Consider the following 20,240-nt stretch of genomic DNA (forward strand, 5'->3'; position numbering starts at 1 on the left):
AGCCCACGCCGCCTCCGCCCATTAGACCAGCGAGCCCTTACCGCTGGTCACTTCGGTGTAGCGATGCACGCGGACGGCCTGGATCAGGCCAAAGCCGATCATCACCGTCAGCATGACGGTGCCGCCGTAGGACAGCATCGGCATGGGCACGCCCACCACCGGCGCCATGCCCATCACCATCGCGCCGTTGATCAGCACGTAGACCGCGAAGGTCGAGATCGTGCCGCCGGCGGCCAGACGGCCAAAGTGGCTGTGGCTGATCGAGGCGATGCGCAGGGCCATGAAGATCACCGCGCCATACAGGAACAGCACGGCGAAGCAGCCGACAAAGCCGAATTCCTCGGCCAGGGTGGCGAAGATGAAGTCGGTCTGCTTTTCGGGCAGGAAGTTCAGCTGGCTCTGCGAGCCCAGGCCAAAGCCCTTGCCCAGCAGGCCGCCCGAACCGAGCGCGATCTTGGACTGCACGATCTGATAGCCCTTGCCCGACGGGTCGGCTTCGGGGTTCAGGAACGTCATGACCCGATTGCGCTGATAGTCGTGCAGCACGAATATCACGAACGGCGGGATAGCAATCAGCACCGCCGTGATCCCGGCGATGATGATCCGCCAGGAGAGGCCCGCCAGCACCACGATCGACAGCCCGGTCGCGGCGATCAGAGAAGCGGTGCCAAGGTCGGGCTGGTGCGCCACCAGCAGCACCGGCAAGGCGATCATGGTGGCGGGGATCAGCAGACGCCAGGACATGCGGGCGCTGTCGGCCGACAAGCCGTGATAATAGCGCGCCAGGGCCAAGACGAGGCCAATCTTCATGATCTCGGACGGCTGGAAACGGAAGCCGCCAATCGAGAGCCACCGTTGCGCGCCGAGTGAAATATCGCCGACCACCTCCACGGCGATGAGCAGCAACAGGCCCACGCCATAGATCGGATAGGCGGCCATGAACCACCAGCGCAAATCGCACATGGCCAGTATGACCATCATGACGAAATAGAGCCCAAAACGGATCAGGTGATTGGCCGCCCAGGGCTCCCACGAGGCCCCGGCGATCGAAAACAGCATCAGCGCGCCGCTGCCTGCGATTAGGCAAAGAACCAGACAGAAGGTCCAGTCGATCTCCATGAACTTGATGGTCGGCCGGTCGCGTTCGCCGGGCCGGGAAAGGCCGCCACTCAGGGTCATGTCTGGCCTCCCTGCGGAGCCGTGGGGGGCGCGCCCGGGAGGGGCGGCGGCGCCTCGACCGGATCGTCCGGCGCGGCGCCTTCGATATCGGCTTCAGGAACCGCTTCGGGCAAGGGCGCAGGACGCTCGATGCGGGCGCGGATCTCGGGATCCTTCAGCAGCGCCACGCGCATCACTTCGCGAGCGCGCGGCGCGCCGGCGGTGGCGCCGCCCAGACCGCCGTGCTCGATGATGACCGAGACAGCGTAGCGCGGATCGTCGTAGGGCGCGAAGGCCACGAACAGGTTGTGGTCCTTCAGGCGCCAGCGCACGTCCTTGCTGTCGCGCGAGACGCCCTTGTCATAGCTGCGAACCTGCGCCGTGCCGGTCTTGCCGGCCATCTGCACGTCGCCCAGACCCAGCTGACTGTTGCGATAAGCGGTGCCGCGCACGTCGTTGGCCACGGCGGCCATGCCCCCGCGCACATAGGCCAGATGCTCGGGCGAGAACGGCAGGTCCGGCACCTCTGAACCGGCGGGACGCTCCTCATCGCCGATGGACTTGATCAGGCGCGGAACCAGCGCCTTCTTGGCGTTGGCCAGACGGGCCGTCATCACGGCCAGTTGCAGCGCATTGACCGTCAAGGCGCCCTGCCCGATCGCGTAGCTGGGCGTTTCGCCCGGGAACCAGATCTGGTTGGCGGGATTGCGCTTGAAGGCGCGCTTCTTCCACTCGCGGTCGGGAACGATGCCCTTCTTCTGACCGGGAATGCCGATGTCGAAGGTCTGGCCAAAGCCCACCGCGCGCGCGGCGCGGGCGATCGCGTCGGGACCGATCTTCAAGGACGTCTGGTAGAAGTAGATGTCGCACGAGTTCTTGATCGCGTCGTGCATGTTCTGGGGGCCATGGCCGCCCTTCTCCCAACAGCGCCAGACGCGGCCGCCATAGTACCAGCTGCCGGGGCAGTTGATCCGAATGTCGGGGTCAATACCAGCGGCCAGGGCGGCGAGACCCACCGTCGGCTTGAAGGTCGAGCCGGGCGGGAAAAGACCGGTCATCGACTTGTCGAGCAGCGGCTTGCGCTCGTACTCGGCCAGGGCCTTGTACTCGGGCCCCGACAGACCGCGCACGAACCGGTTGGCGTCGAAGCTGGGCGCCGAGGCCATGCACAACAGGTCGCCGTTGCGGCAATCCATCACGACGATGGCGCCGCTCTCCTCGCCCATCACCTCGAGCGCGCGGTTCTGGATGTCGGCGTCCAGGGTCAGGCGGATCGCCTTGCCGGCCACGGGCGGAATGTCGCCGGCCGGATCCAGGCGCACGACGCGTCCCACGGAGTCGACCTCAGCCTTGGTGGCGCCCGCGCGCCCGCGCAGATCCTTGTCGAACGCCTTCTCGACGCCCTGCTTGCCGATCCGGAAGCCCGGGTGGTGCAGGAGGTCCTGATCCTGGGTGGGATCGCCCTCGGCCGCCTTGAGGTCGCGATCAGACACCTTGGCGACATAACCGATTACGTGCGCGAAGGCGCCGCCGAACGGATAGACCCGCACCTCGCCCATGTCGGCGGTGACGTTGGGCAGCTCCGGCGCCCGGATGTTGACGCGCGAGAACTCCTCCCAGGAGAGGTCCTCCATCACCACCACCGGCGCCTTGCGCGGCGCGCGGTCCAGTTCCTTGAGAATACGCGCCCGGCGCGTGCCGTCGATGGGCACCAGCTTGGACAGATCGTCAAGCACGCCTTCGGCGTCCAGGCCCTTGTCCTTGTTGATCATCAGGCGGAAGTTCGGCCGGTTCGACGCCAGCGAAACGCCGTTACGGTCCATGATCAGGCCCCGCGGCGGCGGCACCAGACGGTAGTTGAACTGGTTGCCGGCCGAGAGCTTCTGGTAGCGCTGGGCTTCAACCAGTTGCAGTTGCGCGAGTCGTCCGCCCAACGCCAGCAAGCCTGCGCCCGTGAGACCGCCCAGCAGGAACGCGCGCCGGTGGAAGACGCCCTGACGCTCGTTGACCTCAAAGAAGAAGATGGACGGTTCGCTCATCGCCTCACCGGAACCGCACGTCGGCGTCCTCGAAGCGATCGACCAAGCGGTGGGCGAACGGGAACAGCAGCGCCGTCACCAGGAACTGCCAGAACACCGCCAGCAGACTGGGCATAGCCAGGCTGTCGAGCATGGTGAACAGGCAGCCGGCGACCATGGCGATCGCGGTGACGCCAGCGAACCAAGCCCACATCATCGGCCGGCTCTGGCCAGTCATCGCGTTGCGCAGGATCAGCACCATCGCGTAGGCGACCAGGAGCGCCAGCCCCCAAAGGCCGGTCGGCCCACCCCAGAAGATGTCCAGAAACAGGCCCAGCACTAGCAGGGCGAACGGCGCCAGGATCGACGGTCGGATCATCGCCCAGGCGAAGGCCGGCACCATGGCGAACACCGGCTCCGGCAATTGCAGACCCCAGATTCGGATCGGGGCGGCGAACGCCATCGTGGCGCCGATGCACATCAGCATAGGCACGCCGAGCCATCGCGCCGGATTGAGAGGCCTAGCGCCGCTCATGCTCATCGGGGCGCTCCCGTCTGAGGCGGCGTGACGGCGGCCGGCGTCCTGGCTGTGGGCGCCGGGGGCTTTTGCGCCGTCGAAGCGGGCTTAGCAGGCGGCGATGGCGATGGGGTAATCGGCTTTGGCGCCGACAGAATCGAGGTCTGCGGATCCTCAGTCGTGACCGGCGGCAGCGAGCGAGCCTGCAACTGCTTTTCATCGGCCAGTTGGGCGAAATCCTTGAACAGCAGGATCCGCACATAGTCGATCGAGGCCTGATCGGCGAACAGCACGACGCGCCAACGGCCATCCAGACCCTTCACGGCCGCGCCGACCGGAAGGCCGCGCGGCACGACGCCGCCGTCGCCCGAGGTCACAACCCGATCGCCCTGCTGGATGGGATCAACGCCCCGCAAATACTCGAGCTTGGGATTGGGGCCGCCATCGCCGGTCAGGATCGCCCGCGCATTGGTGCGGTCGATCATCACGGGGGTGCGCGAGGCGATATCGGTGAGCAGCAGAACGCGGCTGACGCCGCCCGACACGCCGACGACGCGACCGACCAGACCGCGTTCGTTCAGGACGGGATTGCCGACCACAATCCCGCGTTCCGACCCCGCGTCGGCGAGGCGGGTGTTGGCGAACGGACCGCGGCTGTCGCTGACCACGCGGGCCGAGGCCATCGGGATCGGCGGGTCAGTGCGCAGACCCAGCAGGCTCTTGAAGCGGTCGTTCTGGTCCTGCAGCGCCAGGGCGCGATCGCGCCACTGACGCATCTCGGCCAGTTCGGTCTTCAGGCGCCGGTTCTCGTGCGCCGTGAAGAAGTAGCTGCGGACATAGTCCAAGCCCAGGCCCGTCCAGCGTCCGGGCGCGGCGATCGCGCCGCTGACAGGCCGCGCCACAGTGTCGACGGTCTGCCGCGTGACGCCGTAGGCCTGCTCCTGAAGCGTCTCGCGACGGTCCGCCAGAAGAAAGGCGACAGCGATGACGGCGGCCACGATCAGGGCCACCGCCGCCGTCCACGTCAATGGCACCTTCAGGTCGCCCAGCGGACCTTCACGAAAGCGCACTTAAGTTTCTCCCGACGCCCCCCGCGGCGCTTCTAGAAGGAATGCCGGCTTAGGCCAGCGTGGATTCCAGGACGCCCTTCATCCACTTGGGATGCTCCAGCACCTTGCCGCAGCCCAGGGCCACGCACGACAGCGGATCGTCGGCGACCGTGACCGGCAGGCCGGTGTGGTCGCGGATCTCGGCGTCAAGGCCGCGCAGCAGCGCGCCGCCGCCGGTCAGCATGATGCCCTTGTCGGCGATGTCCGAGGCCAGTTCCGGCGGGGTCGCTTCCAGGGCCACCTTCACGGCTTCGACGATCTGACCGACCGGCTCGGCCAGGGCGTCAGCGGCCTGCTTTTCGCTGATGCGAACTTCGCGCGGCACGCCCTGCATCAGGTCGCGACCCTTGACGTCGATCGATAGCCCCTCGCCGTCGGCCGGTGCGCGGGCGGTGCCGATTTCCTTCTTGATGCGCTCGGCGGTTGTCTCGCCGATCAGCAGGTTATGGTGGCGACGCATATAGCTGATGATCGCCTCGTCCATCTTGTCGCCGCCGACGCGGACCGAGCGCGAATAGACGATGCCCGACAGCGACAGCACGGCCACCTCGGTGGTGCCGCCGCCGATGTCGACGACCATCGAGCCGGTCGGTTCGTGGATCGGCAGACCGGCGCCGATCGCGGCGGCCATCGGCTCGTCGATCAGGCCGACGCGACGCGCCGAGGCGTTCAGGCAGCTGTCGTTGATGGCGCGGCGTTCCACGGCGGTGGCGCCCGACGGCACGCACACGATCACCTTCGGGTTCACGAAGCCCTTGCGGTTGTGAACCTTGCGGATGAAATACTTGATCATCTCTTCGGCGACTTCGAAGTCGGCGATGACGCCGTCGCGCATCGGGCGGATGGCTTCCATATGGCCCGGCGTGCGGCCCAGCATCTGCTTGGCCTCGATACCCACGGCGTGGACGATCTTCCGGCCGCCGACATTGCGCAGGGCCACCACCGACGGCTCGTTCAGAACGATCCCCTTGCCCTTCATGTAGATGAGGGTGTTGGCGGTTCCGAGGTCGATGGCGATGTCGTTCGAGATCACGCCGAAGAGGGAAGAAAACATTGAAAGCCCTGACTGAGGGGTAGGAGGGGCGTTACGAGCGGTCGGATCGAAGAGCAGATCGTAGAAGAAGGACCAATTCCGTCTCCAAGACGGCGTCGGCGGAGAAGAAAAGGCTCCTACTTCAATTCAATGCGAGGACAACATGATTCCCGCATTTGGCGGATTTCGATCCGGTCCGCGCGCCCAGCCGCCCGACGGGAGCGCCGCCCCCTGGCCGCGCCGTCGTCCGAGCGACAAGAAACGCGCCGACGCCGCCCGTTTGCCCTGCGAAAGCGTTGATTTCAAGGTCTATTCGCGGGGCTTTTGAAGGCTTTTGCAGACGAGCCCGCCAAGCATCCGAAAGTGGCGAAATCTAGCCGAGCGCCGCCATGACGACGCCGACCGCCGTTATGGCCCCGGCGACGACCTGCAAGGCCGTCAGGCGCTCCTTGAACAGACGTCGTCCAGCGATGGCCGCAATGGGCATCTCGATCACGCCGACCGCCCTCACCGGCCCCACGGGCGACAGCGCCATGGCGGTGAACCACAGGCCAGAGGCCGCCGCCCCGCAAAAGCCCGCGCCCAGAGACTGTCGCCATGCGGCGATGACGGCCCCGAGCGCGGCGCGGTCGCGCCAGGCCAGGTAGCTGGTCAGCGCCACTGTCTGGATGGCTTGCACAACCATCACCGTGACGAAGGCCGAGGCCGCCGGGTGCGCTGGGTCAAAGGCCAGGCTGGCTTGCCGAAAGCAGTTGGCGCTCAGCGCGAAAATCGCGCCCGATCCCAGCCCAGCAAGGACCGCGCCCTTGCGGAGCGTGACCTCGCCGCGTGGCCAGGTCAGGATCGCAAGGCCTACTGAGGCGATCAGCCCGCCGGCCCAGGTCACCACGCCGACATGGTCGCCAAAGAACAGCACGCCCCAGACCAGCGCGAACGGCAGGCCGCTCTGCTGCATCGCCGTGCCCAGCGCGAAGGTCGAGCGCTGCATGGCGGTCAGCAAGGCAGCCGTCGCAGCGATCTGCAGCCCCGCCCCCGCCGCGCAAGCCATCCAGAAATGAACCGTGGGGTGCGCGGTCGCGCCGGGCGTCACCAGCCAGGCGATCGCCGCGAAGAGGGTCGCGAAGGGCAGCCCGAACAGAAACCGCACCAGGGTCGCGCCCCAGGGTCCGGCGTCGCCCATGATGGAACGCTGGGCGGCGTTACGCGCCACCTGCAGGGCCGCGGCGCTGATGGTGATAGGTATCCAGATCAAACGCCCCTCCTCTCCGCGATGCGCGAAGAGCCGCCTTCAAAACGCGCGTGCGTTCGCACGGCCACGGCGGGCCGGCAAGCTTGACGGACAGGATCAACCTGTCCGCCAAAAGCCAGACGAAAACCTAGAAACCGCTGGCGATCGCCGCCTCAGGCCGGCTCTTCTCCTTGCGGGCGAAGAGATTGTTCAGCGCGTTGACATAGGCCTTGGCCGATGCCGTCAGCGTGTCGGTGTCGGCGGCCGCGCCGGTGGCGATGCGGCCGTCCTCTTCCAGACGCACCGAGACCTGGGCCTGGGCGTCGGTGCCCTCGGTCACCGCATGCACCTGGAACAGGCGCAAGGCCGCGCTGTGCGGCACGATCTTGTGGATGGCGTTGAACACCGCGTCGACAGGACCGTCGCCCGTCGCCTCGGCGGTGCTGGGGACGCCGTCGATGTCCAGGGTCAGTTCGGCCGACTGGCCGTCAGTGCCGGCCACGACGCGCAGGCGCGACACCCGGATCTTTTCTGAGCCACGGGCCAGGGCGTCGTCGACCAGGGCGACGATGTCGTCGTCGAAGACGTGCTTCTTCTTGTCGGCCAGTTCCTTGAAGCGACCGAAGGCGTCGTTCAGCGCGTTCTGGCCCAGCTCGTAACCCAGGGCCTTCAGCTTTTCACGGAAGGCGTGACGGCCCGAGTGCTTGCCCATGACCAGGTTCGTGGCGCCCTGCCCCACGTCCTCGGGCTTCATGATCTCGTAAGTCTCGGCGTTCTTCAGCATGCCGTCCTGGTGGATGCCGCTCTCGTGCGCGAAGGCGTTCTTGCCGACGATCGCCTTGTTGAACTGCACCGGGAAGCCGGTGATGGCCGAGACGTAGCGGCTAGCGCGGGTGATGTGCACCGGATCGACGTTGGTGCCGTAGGGCAGATGGTCGCCGCGCACCCGCAGGGCCATGACGATCTCTTCCAGGGCGGCGTTGCCGGCGCGTTCGCCGATGCCGTTGATCGCCACCTCGACCTGGCGCGCGCCACCTTCGATGGCGGCGATCGAGTTGGCGACCGCCAGACCCAGGTCGTTGTGGCAGTGGGCCGAGAAGATCGCCTTGTCGGCGCCCGGAACACTGGTGATCACGTCACGGAACAGCTCGCCGTACTCCGACGGATACGAATAGCCGACGGTGTCGGGCAGGTTGATCGTCGTGGCGCCGGCCTTGATGGCGGCCTCGACGCAGCGCTTCAGGAAGTCACGCTCGGTGCGGGTGGCGTCCTCGGCCGACCACTCGACATCGCCGACCAGGTTGCGGGCGTGGCTGACCGAGCGGGTGATCGCCTCCAGAACCGCGTCCGGCTCCATCTGCAGCTTGTACTTCATGTGTACAGGGCTGGTGGAGATGAAGGTGTGAATGCGGCCACGCTTGGCGCGGCGCACGGCCTCGGCGCAGCGGTCAATGTCGCCGGCGGCGGCGCGGGCCAGGCCGCACACCGTGCTCTCGGTGATCAGTTCGGCGATCTGGCGGACGGCCTCGAAGTCGCCGTTCGAGGCAATCGGGAAGCCGGCCTCGATGACGTCGACCCCCATTTCTTCGAGGATCTTGGCCAGCTCCAGCTTCTCTTCCAGCGACATGGACGCGCCGGGCGACTGCTCGCCGTCGCGCATGGTGGTGTCAAATACGACGACGTTGTCGCGCTTGCTGATAGCGCCAGCGGGTACGGTGGTCATGGGAGTACTCGTCGAAAGGGGTGTGTCTGCGTGCGGGCTGCGGGTTCAATCATCCCCTGTGCGCCCGGCCACGACGATGCGCGGCCCCTAGAGCGCCCAGGGGCTGATAAGCCGAAGCGAAAGCAGGTCGCGCGCGACAGTCATGCCTGACTTTCTACACATAGCCCCTGAATCGAGCAAGCAATTTGCGCCACCCGAACATTCCGCTGCGAATGGCGCAATTTTGTTCCTCGCAACCGCTTAGTTCGGGCGCGTTACGATCGGGAAGTCGCTGGGGAACGCGTCAAACCACCCCGCCAGACGGCTCATCGCCGCGCGATCGCCCTCCAGCTTGACCTCGCCCTTCAGAATCTTGGGCAGCAGCGATTTTCCACCGAACAGAGAGTCCAGGAAAACGGGCCTGTCGACCGTAAGGGTGGCGTCCGCGCCCTCTCCGCCCTTTGAAGGCTGGGCGACCAGCACCCCGTTGCGGACCTCCACCAGGAACCGCTCATTCCGGTCAGGGAAAGCGAACACCATACGCAGCCGCCCGTCGCCGGCCTTGTCGGCGTTAAGCCGGATGGCCAGGACGTCGAAGATCATCTGGCTCTCAAGCGCGGCGATCATATCCAGCGGCGCCATGGACGGCGGCAGCTTGCGCACGCCGCCGCGCAGTTCGTCGGACGCTGTCAGATACATGTTCCGCCAGAGCGAGTTCTCGGCCTGATAGCCAAGCTGATCATAGACGCCGGCCAACAGGCGCTTGGCCTCCTTGTCGCCGTCGTCGGCCATGACCGCGTGGTTCAGCAAGGCGGCCGCCCAGCCGTAGTCGCCGTTGGTCGCCGCCTCCTTGGCCATCGTCTTGACCTTGGCGGCCCCGCCCATCGCGACCACGTAGCGCTTGCCCGCGTCAGCCGGCGGCGACGGGATCAAGTGCGCCGGATTGGCGTCGTACCAGCCCATGTAGCGCTGAAAGACGGCCCGGCTGTTGAAGCTCATCGAGCCATAGTAGCCGCGATTGAACCAGTCCTTGGACAAGCTGGGCGGCAGCTGGATCTTGGCGGCGATCTCGTCGCCGGTCAGGCCGTGATTCATCATCCGCACGGTCTGATCGTGCAGATACTTGTAGGCGTCGCGGTGGCTGGCCAGGAAATCCTTGACCACCCCGCCCCCGAAACGCGGCCAACCGTGACTGGTGATCATGATGTCGGAAACATCGCCGAACAAGCGCAGCGCCTCGGTCAGGCCGTCGGCCCAGGCCTTGCTGTCGCGCACCAGAGCGCCGCGCGGGGTCAGGATGTTGTGCATCGAGACATTGGCGTTCTCGGCCATGTCCAGGATGCGCAGATCCGGGAAGTAGAGGTTCATCTCGGCCGGGGCCTCGGTCGAGGGCGTGTACTGGAACCGGACCTTCACGCCATCCAGGGTCAGCTCCTGGCCGGTGTGATCGACGATGAGCGTCGGCGGGATCAGCGTGATCGACCCGCGGGCGATGTTCTGGCCGATGCCGGCGGTGATCTGCCCCTCGACGCCCGGCGGCAGCATGACGCCGAACTGGTACTGGGCGCGACGGCTCATGGCGTTGCCGGCGACGATATTCTCGGCGGCGACCTCCTCCATGAAGCCCTTGGGCGCGACGATCGGCACCTTGCCGCTTTTGACGTCGGCCTCGTCGACCACGCCGCGCACGCCGCCGAAATGGTCGCTGTGGCTGTGGGTATAGACCACCGCCGTCACCGGCAGCTTGCCGAGCTTCTCGTTGACCAGGTCGAGCGCGGCGCGGGCCGTCTCCTGCATGGTCAGGGGGTCGATGACGATCCAGCCGGTGTCGCCGCGCACGAAGGTGATGTTGGAGATATCAAAGCCGCGCACTTGATAAACGCGCTCCGAGACCTGGTAGAGCCCGTGCTTGGACAGCAGTTGCGCCTGCCGCCACAGGCTGGGGTTCACCGTCGCCGGTGGCTCGGCCTTCAGGAATTCGTAGGTGGCCAGATTCCAGGCCGCTTGGCCGTCGGCGCGCTTGATCACCGGATCGGTGCGCGTCCCGAGAAAGCCCTTGTCAGCGAAATCGAAGTCCTGCCGGTCGTTCACTGGAAGGGTCTTGGCGAAGGCCGCCTGCCGCTCGGCGGTGATCGGCGACGCCGGATCCCCGGCCTTGGCCACGCTGGCCACCATCAACATCGCCAGCGCGGTGGCCGCGAACATCCCCTTGCGCATCTCGCCCCCGTTATTTGAAACTTTATAGTTTCATTCTACATAGCATCGATGAGCTCCATTGCGAAAGCCCCCGCCTCTGGCGTGGCGAGAGGCCGCCCCGGCCAGCCGAAGCCGCGCGTCGACAAGGCCGCGCGCGGTTTGGCGGTGCTGGAAGCCGCCGTCGAGGTCTTCGCAGAAAAGGGTCTGCAGGCGGCGACCATGCAGGACGTGGCCGACCGCATGGGCGTAGCGAAGATCTTGATCTATCGGCTCTATCCGTCGCGTCAGGCGCTGATCGACGCCCTGTTCGACGACATGCTGGCGCGGGTCGAGGCCGAGGCCGGTCGCCCGTGGGGCGGCTATGGCTCGAGCATCGCCAGGCTGGTCACGATGTCGCGCGTCAACCCGAAACTCGCGTTGCTGCTGCTTCGCGACGCACGCGGCGCGCCCGAGGCCGCCACTTGGCGTGCGGCTCTGGAAGCCCTGCTGACGCGCCTGATCGAACCCTTCGTCGCTCCGCCCGCCGAAGCGTCGGACACCGCGCGCGCCACCTGCCGTCACGCGGCGCGAACCTTCATGCCGTTCGTGATCGAGGCTTGGGCCGCAGGGATCGAGGCCAGCGATGGCATGGACGACGAGACCCGGACCCGCTGGTTCGGCGAGATCGTGCGAGCCTGGCGGGAGGCGACCTATGCGGCGGCGGGCCTCACGCCTCTTCCGCTTCCCCCGCCTCACGCCGCTTGAGCCAGGCGCGGCTGAGAAGGCCCATGCCCAGCCAGATCACGATCGCCAGGGCGATCATGGCGATATGCTGCTTGCCCCCGCCCCGCATAGCCTGAACGATCGAGTTTCCGGCGAAGGCGGTCAGGGCGATCTTCGGCACGATACCGATGGCGGTGCCGGCGGCGAAGTCCCGCAACCGCATCGGCGTCACGCCGGCGGCCATATTGACGACGATGAACGGCGCGCTGGGCACCAGGCGCACGATCAGGCTGGCCATGAAGCCGTTCTTCCCGATCATCCGCATGAACTTGTTGACGCTCTCGCCCGCAAAGTCGCGCAGGATCCGGGCGCCATACGCGCGCCCCAGCCAGAAGCCGACCAGCGACGAGACCAAGGTGCCGACCCAGCTGTAGGCGAAACCCGTCCAGGGCCCGAAGGCGACGACCGCCGCCGCGATCAGCACGAACTGCGGCACGCCCAGGAAGGCCATCACTGCAAAGACGGCAATGGCGACAGGCAGCGCCCACGGTCCGCTCGCTGCGACCAACCAGTGCTCAACCGCCGCTTCGCCGTTGACGCCCAGCAGCTGCGCGCCAAACAGAAAGACTAGGCCTACCCCGCCGAACAGCACGAAGGACACCGCCACCATGCGCCAGGCGCGGGCGTCCATATTGGTCACGAAGTCGATGAAGCGGCGGATCACGGGCCCTCCTCGCCCAAGCGCCCTCGGGGGTCAAGCGGCGCCGGGCGGACAGCTGCAGACGAAACGGGCGTTTTTCGGGCCGATGCCTCCAAACCGCGATCCGCGGGGCGCCCTAATTCGCCCGTGGCGACATTTGTGTTGCGCGCCCTTCACATGACAACGTTACTTATCCACAGGCTGCAAGACCCGCAAACCTTGGCCTGTTAAGGAGTCGCGGACGTGAAAACCCTGGCTGTCATTTCCCGCAAGGGCGGCGCGGGCAAGACGACGCTCTCGGTCAATCTGGCGATCACGGCGCACCTGGCCGGTCTTCGCGTTATGCTCGCCGACATCGATCCGCAACGCTCCGCATCGGACGCTCTGAGAGCCCGCGTCGGCGACGGCCCGGCGCTTGCCGAGATCAACGCCGGAAAGCTGTTCTCGACCCAGGTTCAGGCGCAGAACACGGACTTCGACGCGCTGGTCATCGACACCCCAGCCTCACCGGAAGCTGATGTGCTGCAGGCGATCAATTGCGCCGACCTGTGCGTGCTGGTGTGCCGCCCCACCTTCCTGGACATCGCTTCAGTGGTTCGTTCAGCCGAGGCCGTGCGCCGTCTGGGCAAGAAGGGCTTGATCGTCCTGAGCCAGGCCCCGCCGCGCCGCAACGGCGTGGAGCCGCCTGCGGTGCTGAAGGCCGCCGAGGCGTTGCGCTTCACGGGCATGCCGCTCGCCGCAGTCGGTCTGCGCGCCCGCGCCGCCTTCCAGCAGTCGATCGCCCATGGCCGTTCCGTGTGTGAGTGGGACCCAGGATCGCCCGCGGCCGAGGAAATCTCGCGTCTCTGGACGGTGCTGGCCCCGATGCTGCTGGGCCAAGGGGACATCCGGGTCCGCGCGGGGTAACCTGCGCCCATGAAGATTCTAGCCGTCTCGGGCAGCTTGCGCGCCGCCTCTTACAACACCGCCCTGCTGCGCGCGGCGAGCGAACTCGCGCCCACCGGCGTGGAGATCGAGATCTTCCGACTGCACGACCTGCCCTTCTTTAACGAGGACGTCGAGGCGCAAGGCGACCCGTCATCCGTCGTCGCCTGGAAGGACGCGGTCCGTGCGGCCCCGGCCTTGCTGATCGCCTGTCCAGAATACAATGGCGGGCTGACCGCGTCGCTGAAGAACGCAATCGACTGGGCCTCGCGCGGCAAGCCCGCGCCCTTAGACGGCAAGATCGCCTGCGCCATCGGCGCCAGCCCCGGCGTCACCGGAACCGTCCGCGCGCAGGACGCCCTTCGCCTGAACCTGCGTCGCGCAGGCTGCGATCTCGCCCCGCTGTCAGACATCCTGGTGGGTCAGGCCCACACCAAGATCGATAACGGCGTGCTGATCGACGAGCGCACCCGCCAAGCGATCACGCGCCACCTGGCGAGTTTCGTCGAGATCGTCCGCGCTCGGGCCTAGAGCCCTTTAGCTTTGGATGGAATCATCCAAAGCGTTTGGAAGGGCTCTAAATGTTTGATTTTAGGGCCTGTTTATCTGGTTCAGATGGCTTCATCTAAACCAGACAGGCCCTAACCGCCCGCCAGCTTGCGCAGGTCGTAGTCGGGCCCGAAGTTCAGCACGAACAGCGCGCCCAGCAACACCGTCTGCTTGGCCGAGCCCAAGTGCAGCCCCACCGCGCCGGTGCCCGCCGGAATGTCGATCAGGGCGCGGCCCGGCACCGTGTACATCTTCCACTCGCCGCCGACCTTGATCCCGCCCTGCAGCGCGGCGTCATAGGGCGCGGCGGACTGCTGGATCCGGACGGCCGGAATGTCGGCGCTGGCCGGGCCGCCGCTCACAGGTTCGGCCCTGGCCCAGAAGGCCACCAGCAGCACGTCGCCCTTGGTGATCTTGCCGGTCAGGGGCTGCGACGCCCCGACGTCCCAGGGGTTGGCGCCGACGTTCAGCACCTCGACCTTAGTGGCTGCGCCGCCCTGAACCGTAGCGTCCTTCACCGGCGCGCTCTTCTGCCCGGCGCCATAGACGCCCCAAGTCGCGGAAGGCTTGTTGATCGCCTTCTGCATGATGTCGCCGTCGCCCGACTGGCGCGCCAGGCCCGGCGAGGCGGCGCCGATCGCCAGGGCCAAGGCGGCCAGCGCGATGTACAGAAGCTTCCAATTCATAGGCGGTGTTCCCCCTGCGTGGCCGTCCGGCGGCCGTGCGTTTCCCCCGAGGATCGTCCGCGTTTCCCGGGATCGATCCTACAAATGGTAGCGGTATCTTCCAGAGCGTTGACGCGCAAGAACCCTTGGCGCCGAACTTCGCCAAAATGTCTCAAACGACGACCGTGTCGCGTTGCACCCTGGCGAACGGGGGCGTAAACACCGCCGCAATCCTGAAAACGGTCCTGTTGTTCGGACCAGGCAACACAGGGGAGTCCTGCAAGATGTCGCTCGAGTCCGCCGCCCTGCGGCGCATCGCACCGTCGGCCACCATCGCCATCAGCGCCAAGGCGCGCGCGCTGAAAGCCGCCGGTCGTGACGTGATCGCCCTTTCCGCGGGCGAGCCCGACTTCGACACGCCGGACAATATCAAGAACGCCGCCATCGAGGCCATCAAGGCGGGTAAGACCAAGTACACCGACCCGGACGGCATGCCCGAGCTGAAGGCCGCGATCTGCGCCAAGTTCAAGCGTGAGAACGGTCTGGAGTACAAGCCAAGCCAGATCCACGTCGCCCCGGGCGGGAAGCCGGTGATCTACAACGCCCTGGTCGCCACCCTGAACCCAGGCGATGAGGTGATCATCCCTGCGCCGTACTGGGTGTCGTATCCCGACATGACCCTGCTGGCCGGCGGCACGCCCGTCTCGGTCGAGACCACCGCCGAGAGCGGCTTCAAGATCACGCCCGCCGCGCTGGAAGCGGCGATCACGCCGAAGACCAAGTGGCTGATCATCAACAGCCCCTCGAACCCCTCGGGCGGCGCCTATACGCGCGCCGAACTGCAAGCGATCGCGGACGTGCTGCTGCGCCACCCGCAGGTCTGGGTGCTGACCGACGACATGTACGAGCACCTGGTGTTCGACGACTTCGAGTTCACCACCATCGCCCAGGTCGAGCCCAAGCTCTATGACCGCACCCTGACGATGAACGGCGTCTCGAAGGGCTATTCGATGACCGGCTGGCGCATCGGTTACGCCGGCGGCCCCGAGCCGCTGATCAAGGCCATGGGCAAGATGATCAGCCAGACGACGTCGAACCCCTGCTCGATCTCGCAGTGGGCCGCGCTCGAGGCGCTGAACGGCACGCAGGACTTCATCAAGCCGAACGCCAAGCTGTTCCAGGAGCGCCGCGATCTTGTGGTGTCGATGCTGAACCAGGCCACCGGCCTGCACTGCCCGACCCCGGAAGGCGCATTCTACGTCTATCCCTCGTGCGCCGGCCTCATCGGCAAGACCGCCCCGTCGGGCAAGGTCATCGCGAGCGACGAGGACTTCGCCACCGAACTGCTTGAGAGCGAAGGCGTGGCCGTCGTGCACGGCGCGGCGTTCGGCCTGTCGCCGTTCTTCCGCATCAGCTACGCAACCAGCAGCGACGTGCTGGAAGACGCCTGCTCGCGCATCCAGCGCTTCTGCGCCAGCGTGAAGTAGCCTTCAAATCCTCCCCCTAGAGCCTGTCTGGATCAGATGGAATCATCTGAACCAGATAAACAGGCTCTAATTCATACACTTAGAGCGCGTTCGAGCGGTTTAACCGCTCACACTTAAACCTAACGCGCTCTAGCGGGGGAGGTGTCGGCTCGAAGAGACGACGGAGGGGGAAGAGGCCGGATAGCCCGCTCTTCCCCCTCCGGCCTTCGGCCGCCTCTCCCGCTGGGGGGAGGATTTGCACGACCTACCCCCTGATCCAGTCCGTCAGACCCTCGCGGGCGTGGACCTCGATCAGCGCGGGTCGCTGCCGCACGCGATCCAGATAGCGCTTCAGGTTCGGCCACGTCGTGGCCGGCTTGGGCATGTTGCGCGTCCAGCGGCAGAGGATCGTCGTCAGCAGGTCCACCGTCGTGAAACCGTCTCCGACGATGACATCGCGATCGGCCAGATGCGCGTCCAGACGCGCGAGGCCCTCCTCGATCTTGGCGCGCGCGGCGGCCTGCACTGCGACCAACGCCTCGCCGCCGGCGGGCTCGTGCGGATAGAACCAGGCCCTGAAGTGCGGCTGAAAGCTGTTGGCCAGCCAGAAGCTCCAGCTGAGATAGGCCGCCCGCTCAGGTGAACCGACGGGCGGCGCAAAGTTCGCTTCTGGGTGTCGTTCGGCGAGAAGGGTCAAAAGAGCCGCCATCTGGGTCACGGGCAGGCCGTCGACGATCAGGGTGGGCACCACCCCATCCGGATTGAGCGCCAGATACTCAGGCGTCTTGTGCTCGCCTTTGTCGAAATCGAGCATCTGCAAGGCAAAAGGAACGCCAAGCTCCAGCAACATCCAGTGGATCGCCGTACCGGCGGTGCTGGGCGAACCGTAAAGCGTATACATCGCGCGAGCCTTCCTTTGGTGAAGGCGGATAGACGATGGGTTCCTGGGCTGGGTCAAGTCGATCAGGCCATGACGATCTACCGACGTTGCTGTCGCCACTGGCGAAACTTCACCCTTGCCACGCACGCCAAGATTGTTCTTGATACGTTCACGCCATCCCCGGGAGATCTGCATGCGCCTCCTCACGCTCTTCGCCGCCGCGATGCTGGCTTTGTCTGGGCCCGCCCTCGCTGATCCGGCGATCGGCAAACGGGTGGAAGCGGTCTTCGCCGACGATGCGGTGACCCTGACCGAGGCCGGCAAGACGGTGCTGGTCTATCGCACCAAACCGCTGGAGCCCGCGAACGAGCCGGGGCGGGCAAACTATGTCAGCCCGCTCTACGCGCCGGACGGAACCGCACTGACCGAGGACAAGCCTGGCGACCACCCGCACCACCGAGGACTTTGGTGGGCATGGATGAAGGTGCAGGTGGACGGCAGATCCGTCGCCGACGGCTGGTACATGAAGAACCTCTCGTATTTTGTTCGCGAGAAACGCTTTCTCGGCGACGCCGAAGGCGGCGGAACCCTGACGGTCGAGGTCGACTGGATCGTCAATTCGGGGCCGGAGCTGGCCTATGTCGCCCGCGAGGTCACGCAGGTGATCGTGCGGCCGTTGAAGGCCGGCGTGCGGCGCGTAGAGTTCGACACCACCATCACCGCCCGCGTCGACGCGCTCGGCCTGGGCGGCAGCGAGGACGACCGCGGCTTTGGCGGCTTCTCGATCCGCTTCGTCGACCCGGAGCACCTGACCTTCGCCTCGGGCGGCAAGACGCTCATCCCCAATGGCGCGACGCTCAAGGCGGGTCCATCGATGGGCTTCGCCTGGGCGGGCGGCTCAAACGCCCCGGCCTGGACGGTTGGCCTCGCGTGCAAGGCCAATGGAGAGGCGGTGACGCGCTGGATGCTGTACAATGAGCGCTCCATGCAGAACTGCGTGTTTCCCGGCCGCGCGCCCCTGATCCTCAAGAAGGACGAGGCGCTTCGGCTTCAAGAGACCGTCGTGATCCGCCCCGCCAACAAGAAGAAGCCCTGAGAGCGATGGCCGATATCGTCAATCTGAACCAGGCCCGGAAGGCCAAGACAAAAGCCGAGGACAAGGCGCGCGCCGCAGAGAACCGCGCCCGCTTTGGCCGCACCAAGGCGGAAAAGACGCTCGACGCCGCGCGCGCCGACAAGCTTCGCCGCGACCTGGACGGCGCCAAGCGCGAGGAATGAGACCTAGGCTTCAGGCTCGGCCCAGGCGCTGATCTCCTGCAGATAGGCCTCGTGAAGCGGCAGCGCTTCGACCGTTCGCCGCAGTCGCCGCGCGATCGCCGCATACTCTGCGCTCAAGCCGGCCGCGTTCAGGGCGTTGTACAGAGGACTGGCTCGCCGCGGCCGAATTCCCTGGCCATGCATCACCGCCATCCAGGACGAGGGCGAAAACAGCTCATCACTGCCGCTGACGAGAATTCCGCGCTCAGCGTAAAGGGCCACCCGCTCGGTCAAGCTGTCGGGGATCTGCATGGTCCGGACATAGTCCCAGAAGGGGTCTCCGGCCCGCCGCGTGGCGTGGTAGTGCAGGATGATGAAGTCGCGGATCAACTCGCCCTCAGCCTTGATGGCGGCGTTGTAGCCCTTCCGCAGAACCGGACTGAACGACCGGTCCGGGAAATACTTCAGCAGGGCCTGCAGACCAGAATGAACCATGTGCAGGCTGGTCGATTCCAGCGGCTCGATGAACCCGCTGGCCAGACCCAAGGCGACGACATTGGCCTTCCAGGCGGCGCGGCGGCGGCCCGTTACGAACCGCAACTTGCGCGGTTCGGCCTCCAGGGCGCCGTCCAGACCGTCCCGTAGAACCGTCTCGGCGCGATCATCGTCGGTGAAGGCGCTGGAATAGACGTAGCCGTTGCCGGTGCGGTGTTGCAGCGGGATCCTCCAGCGCCAACCGGCCTCCTGGGCGATCGACTGGGTGTACGGGGCTGCGGGACCGACCTTGGCGCAGGGCGCGGCGATAGCGCGATCGACCGGCAACCAGCGGCTCCAGTCGTCATAACCAGCGGCCAGCGCGCCCTCGATCAAGACACCCCGAAACCCGGAGCAGTCGATGAAAAGCTCGCCCTCGACCGCGCGACCGTCCTTCAGCCGCAAGCGCTCGACAAAGCCGTCGTCGGGCCGTTGGTCGACCGCGACGACCTCGCCTTCGATCCGCGAGACGCCGCGCCCTTCGGCCAGGCGCCGCAGAAAGCGGCAATAGAGCACCGCGTCGAAATGATAGGCCGACATCAACTGTGACAGCGGCGTGGTTGGGTCCATGGCGGTCGGCCCCGCCCGGCCAAGCCGCGCGGCCAGGGCGCAGACCGAATAGTCTTCCAGGTTCGCGTCGGGATCAGCTACCATCAACCGCAGAAAATGCTGCGGGAACACGCCCAGCGTCTGCTGACCGCCCAGAACGCCGAACGGGTGGAGGTAGCGCTCGCCCGAACCGCCCCAGTCGACGAACTCGATACCCAGCTTCAGCGTAGCGCGCGTCGCGCGCATGAAGGCGGGGTCCTTGAGACCGACCATGGCGTTGAACTGCCGGATCGCGGGAATGGTCGCCTCGCCCACCCCGACCACGCCGATCTCGGCGGACTCGACCACCGTGACAGCGCATCTCTTGCCTAAGGCGGCGTTGAGCAGCGCAGCGGCCATCCAGCCCGCCGAGCCGCCGCCAAGGATCACGATCGACTGTATCGCCTCGCCCATGAGTCTCCGTTGGCCCTCCCCGAGCTTAGAGACCGCTTTGTCGACGATCCAAGCGCCCGGCGCCAGCCGCTTGCGCCGCGCACGCAAGTGCGCGATGTCCGGCGCTCAGGAGATCGCCCCATGCCAGGCCTTCGCAAACGCTCGGTGAACCTTGTCGGCCACGCCACCTCTCTGGCTCTGGAGCCGGAGTTCTGGGCGGTGCTGGAAGATGCCGCCGCAGCGCGCGGCCAGAGCCTCGCCGCCCTGATCCAGAGCGTTGACCGGGAACGGAGCGAGCGGCCGCTGGCGTCAGCTTGCAGGGTGTTCGCGCTTGAGCACGTCACTCAACTCGCGCTGTCGCCACGCCCCCCGCCCGTCATCGACTAGACGAAGCGCCGCCGGGCTTAGCCCCCCGCCGGCTTGGGCGCTTCGGGCAGTTTCGGCGCAGACGCCGAGATGTCGACGTCGACCTTCTTTTCCTGCGTGAAGCCGCCCGACATCATAAAGAAAGCGAGCACGGCCACGACGACGACGAGCGCGCCGACGATGAACGCCAGCCCACTATTTCCACCACGATTTGCGCCTTCTGCCATCTGTATCTCCTCGCCCTACGGGCCTGTC

General features: G+C 66.4%; 21 protein-coding genes. 7 read left to right on the forward strand and 14 right to left on the reverse strand.

Translation table 11 applies throughout. The features are described 5' to 3' along the window. Window positions 1-21 precede the first annotated feature (21 nt). From rodA to J2X45_RS15060, 9 genes are all read right to left on the reverse strand, one after another. Window positions 22-1,179, reverse strand: coding sequence for a rod shape-determining protein RodA (rodA, locus tag J2X45_RS15020; protein WP_310216193.1), 1,158 nt, complete (start codon window positions 1,177-1,179; stop codon window positions 22-24). Further along, entirely contained in the window at window positions 1,176-3,197 is a 2,022-nt protein-coding gene (gene mrdA, locus J2X45_RS15025) for a penicillin-binding protein 2 (RefSeq protein ID WP_310216195.1), read from the reverse strand. The genes rodA and mrdA overlap by 4 nt, the downstream gene beginning before the upstream one ends. A gap of 4 nt (window positions 3,198-3,201) precedes the next feature. Beyond that, window positions 3,202-3,717, reverse strand: a complete 516-nt coding sequence (locus J2X45_RS15030; protein ID WP_310216197.1) for a hypothetical protein — start codon at window positions 3,715-3,717, stop codon at window positions 3,202-3,204. Then, window positions 3,714-4,763, reverse strand: coding sequence for a rod shape-determining protein MreC (mreC, locus tag J2X45_RS15035; RefSeq protein ID WP_310216200.1), 1,050 nt, complete (start codon window positions 4,761-4,763; stop codon window positions 3,714-3,716). Before mreC ends, J2X45_RS15030 begins: the two co-directional genes overlap by 4 nt. A 49-nt stretch (window positions 4,764-4,812) precedes the next feature. Next, entirely contained in the window at window positions 4,813-5,856 is a 1,044-nt protein-coding gene (locus tag J2X45_RS15040) for a rod shape-determining protein (protein WP_004623009.1), read from the reverse strand. A gap of 352 nt (window positions 5,857-6,208) precedes the next feature. Beyond that, on the reverse strand, window positions 6,209-7,087 hold the full coding sequence (locus J2X45_RS15045) for a DMT family transporter (protein WP_310216202.1): 879 nt from the start codon (window positions 7,085-7,087) through the stop codon (window positions 6,209-6,211). Window positions 7,088-7,211: 124 nt separating this feature from the next. Next, entirely contained in the window at window positions 7,212-8,786 is a 1,575-nt protein-coding gene (locus tag J2X45_RS15050) for a 2-isopropylmalate synthase (protein ID WP_062097130.1), read from the reverse strand. 87 nt (window positions 8,787-8,873) lie between these two features. Continuing rightward, window positions 8,874-8,930, reverse strand: a complete 57-nt coding sequence (locus tag J2X45_RS15055; protein WP_127847010.1) for a hypothetical protein — start codon at window positions 8,928-8,930, stop codon at window positions 8,874-8,876. Between the two features lie 96 nt (window positions 8,931-9,026). Beyond that, window positions 9,027-10,982: an alkyl sulfatase dimerization domain-containing protein gene (locus J2X45_RS15060; RefSeq protein WP_310216205.1), complete on the reverse strand. Its 1,956-nt coding sequence runs from the start codon at window positions 10,980-10,982 to the stop codon at window positions 9,027-9,029. A 48-nt stretch (window positions 10,983-11,030) separates the two neighbouring features. Between J2X45_RS15060 and J2X45_RS15065 the strand changes: the two genes are divergently transcribed. Next, window positions 11,031-11,705 carry a helix-turn-helix domain-containing protein gene (locus J2X45_RS15065; protein ID WP_310216208.1) on the forward strand — a complete coding sequence of 225 codons (675 nt, stop codon included), beginning with the start codon at window positions 11,031-11,033 and terminating at the stop codon, window positions 11,703-11,705. On the opposite strand, the gene J2X45_RS15070 is transcribed toward J2X45_RS15065, so the two are convergent. Beyond that, the gene (locus tag J2X45_RS15070; protein ID WP_310216210.1) at window positions 11,668-12,387 is read right to left on the reverse strand and encodes a TVP38/TMEM64 family protein; all 720 of its coding nucleotides are present in this window, start codon (window positions 12,385-12,387) and stop codon (window positions 11,668-11,670) included. The two genes, J2X45_RS15065 and J2X45_RS15070, sit on opposite strands and share 38 nt — an antisense overlap. A 219-nt stretch (window positions 12,388-12,606) precedes the next feature. Here J2X45_RS15070 and J2X45_RS15075 point away from each other — a divergent pair, with 219 nt between their 5' ends. Further along, window positions 12,607-13,269, forward strand: a complete 663-nt coding sequence (locus tag J2X45_RS15075; RefSeq protein WP_310216212.1) for a ParA family protein — start codon at window positions 12,607-12,609, stop codon at window positions 13,267-13,269. A gap of 9 nt (window positions 13,270-13,278) precedes the next feature. Next, on the forward strand, window positions 13,279-13,818 hold the full coding sequence (locus J2X45_RS15080; RefSeq protein ID WP_310216215.1) for an NADPH-dependent FMN reductase: 540 nt from the start codon (window positions 13,279-13,281) through the stop codon (window positions 13,816-13,818). Between the two features lie 110 nt (window positions 13,819-13,928). On the opposite strand, the gene J2X45_RS15085 is transcribed toward J2X45_RS15080, so the two are convergent. Next, window positions 13,929-14,522, reverse strand: a complete 594-nt coding sequence (locus J2X45_RS15085) for a hypothetical protein (protein ID WP_310216218.1) — start codon at window positions 14,520-14,522, stop codon at window positions 13,929-13,931. Window positions 14,523-14,785: 263 nt separating this feature from the next. On the opposite strand from J2X45_RS15085, the gene J2X45_RS15090 reads away from it, so the two are divergent. After that, the gene (locus J2X45_RS15090) at window positions 14,786-15,988 is read left to right on the forward strand and encodes a pyridoxal phosphate-dependent aminotransferase (RefSeq protein ID WP_310216219.1); all 1,203 of its coding nucleotides are present in this window, start codon (window positions 14,786-14,788) and stop codon (window positions 15,986-15,988) included. A gap of 244 nt (window positions 15,989-16,232) precedes the next feature. On the opposite strand, the gene J2X45_RS15095 is transcribed toward J2X45_RS15090, so the two are convergent. Further along, window positions 16,233-16,868 carry a glutathione S-transferase family protein gene (locus J2X45_RS15095; protein ID WP_310216731.1) on the reverse strand — a complete coding sequence of 212 codons (636 nt, stop codon included), beginning with the start codon at window positions 16,866-16,868 and terminating at the stop codon, window positions 16,233-16,235. A 172-nt stretch (window positions 16,869-17,040) separates the two neighbouring features. Here J2X45_RS15095 and J2X45_RS15100 point away from each other — a divergent pair, with 172 nt between their 5' ends. Together J2X45_RS15100 and J2X45_RS15105 are read left to right on the forward strand one after the other, a co-directional pair. Continuing rightward, on the forward strand, window positions 17,041-17,943 hold the full coding sequence (locus tag J2X45_RS15100; protein WP_310216223.1) for a DUF6807 family protein: 903 nt from the start codon (window positions 17,041-17,043) through the stop codon (window positions 17,941-17,943). A gap of 5 nt (window positions 17,944-17,948) precedes the next feature. Next, entirely contained in the window at window positions 17,949-18,125 is a 177-nt protein-coding gene (locus J2X45_RS15105; protein WP_310216226.1) for a DUF4169 family protein, read from the forward strand. A 3-nt stretch (window positions 18,126-18,128) separates the two neighbouring features. On the opposite strand, the gene J2X45_RS15110 is transcribed toward J2X45_RS15105, so the two are convergent. Then, window positions 18,129-19,640 (reverse strand): tryptophan 7-halogenase, encoded by a 1,512-nt coding sequence (locus J2X45_RS15110; RefSeq protein ID WP_310216229.1) that lies wholly within the window; start codon window positions 19,638-19,640, stop codon window positions 18,129-18,131. 120 nt (window positions 19,641-19,760) lie between these two features. On the opposite strand from J2X45_RS15110, the gene J2X45_RS15115 reads away from it, so the two are divergent. Then, complete coding sequence (locus J2X45_RS15115) at window positions 19,761-20,006, forward strand: ribbon-helix-helix domain-containing protein (protein WP_310216232.1); 246 nt, start codon at window positions 19,761-19,763, stop codon at window positions 20,004-20,006. 17 nt (window positions 20,007-20,023) lie between these two features. On the opposite strand, the gene J2X45_RS15120 is transcribed toward J2X45_RS15115, so the two are convergent. Continuing rightward, entirely contained in the window at window positions 20,024-20,212 is a 189-nt protein-coding gene (locus J2X45_RS15120; protein WP_310216234.1) for a hypothetical protein, read from the reverse strand. Between the last annotated feature and the right edge of the window lie 28 nt (window positions 20,213-20,240).

The sequence above is a fragment of the Caulobacter sp. BE264 genome, assembly GCF_031457805.1.
Lineage (GTDB): Bacteria > Pseudomonadota > Alphaproteobacteria > Caulobacterales > Caulobacteraceae > Caulobacter.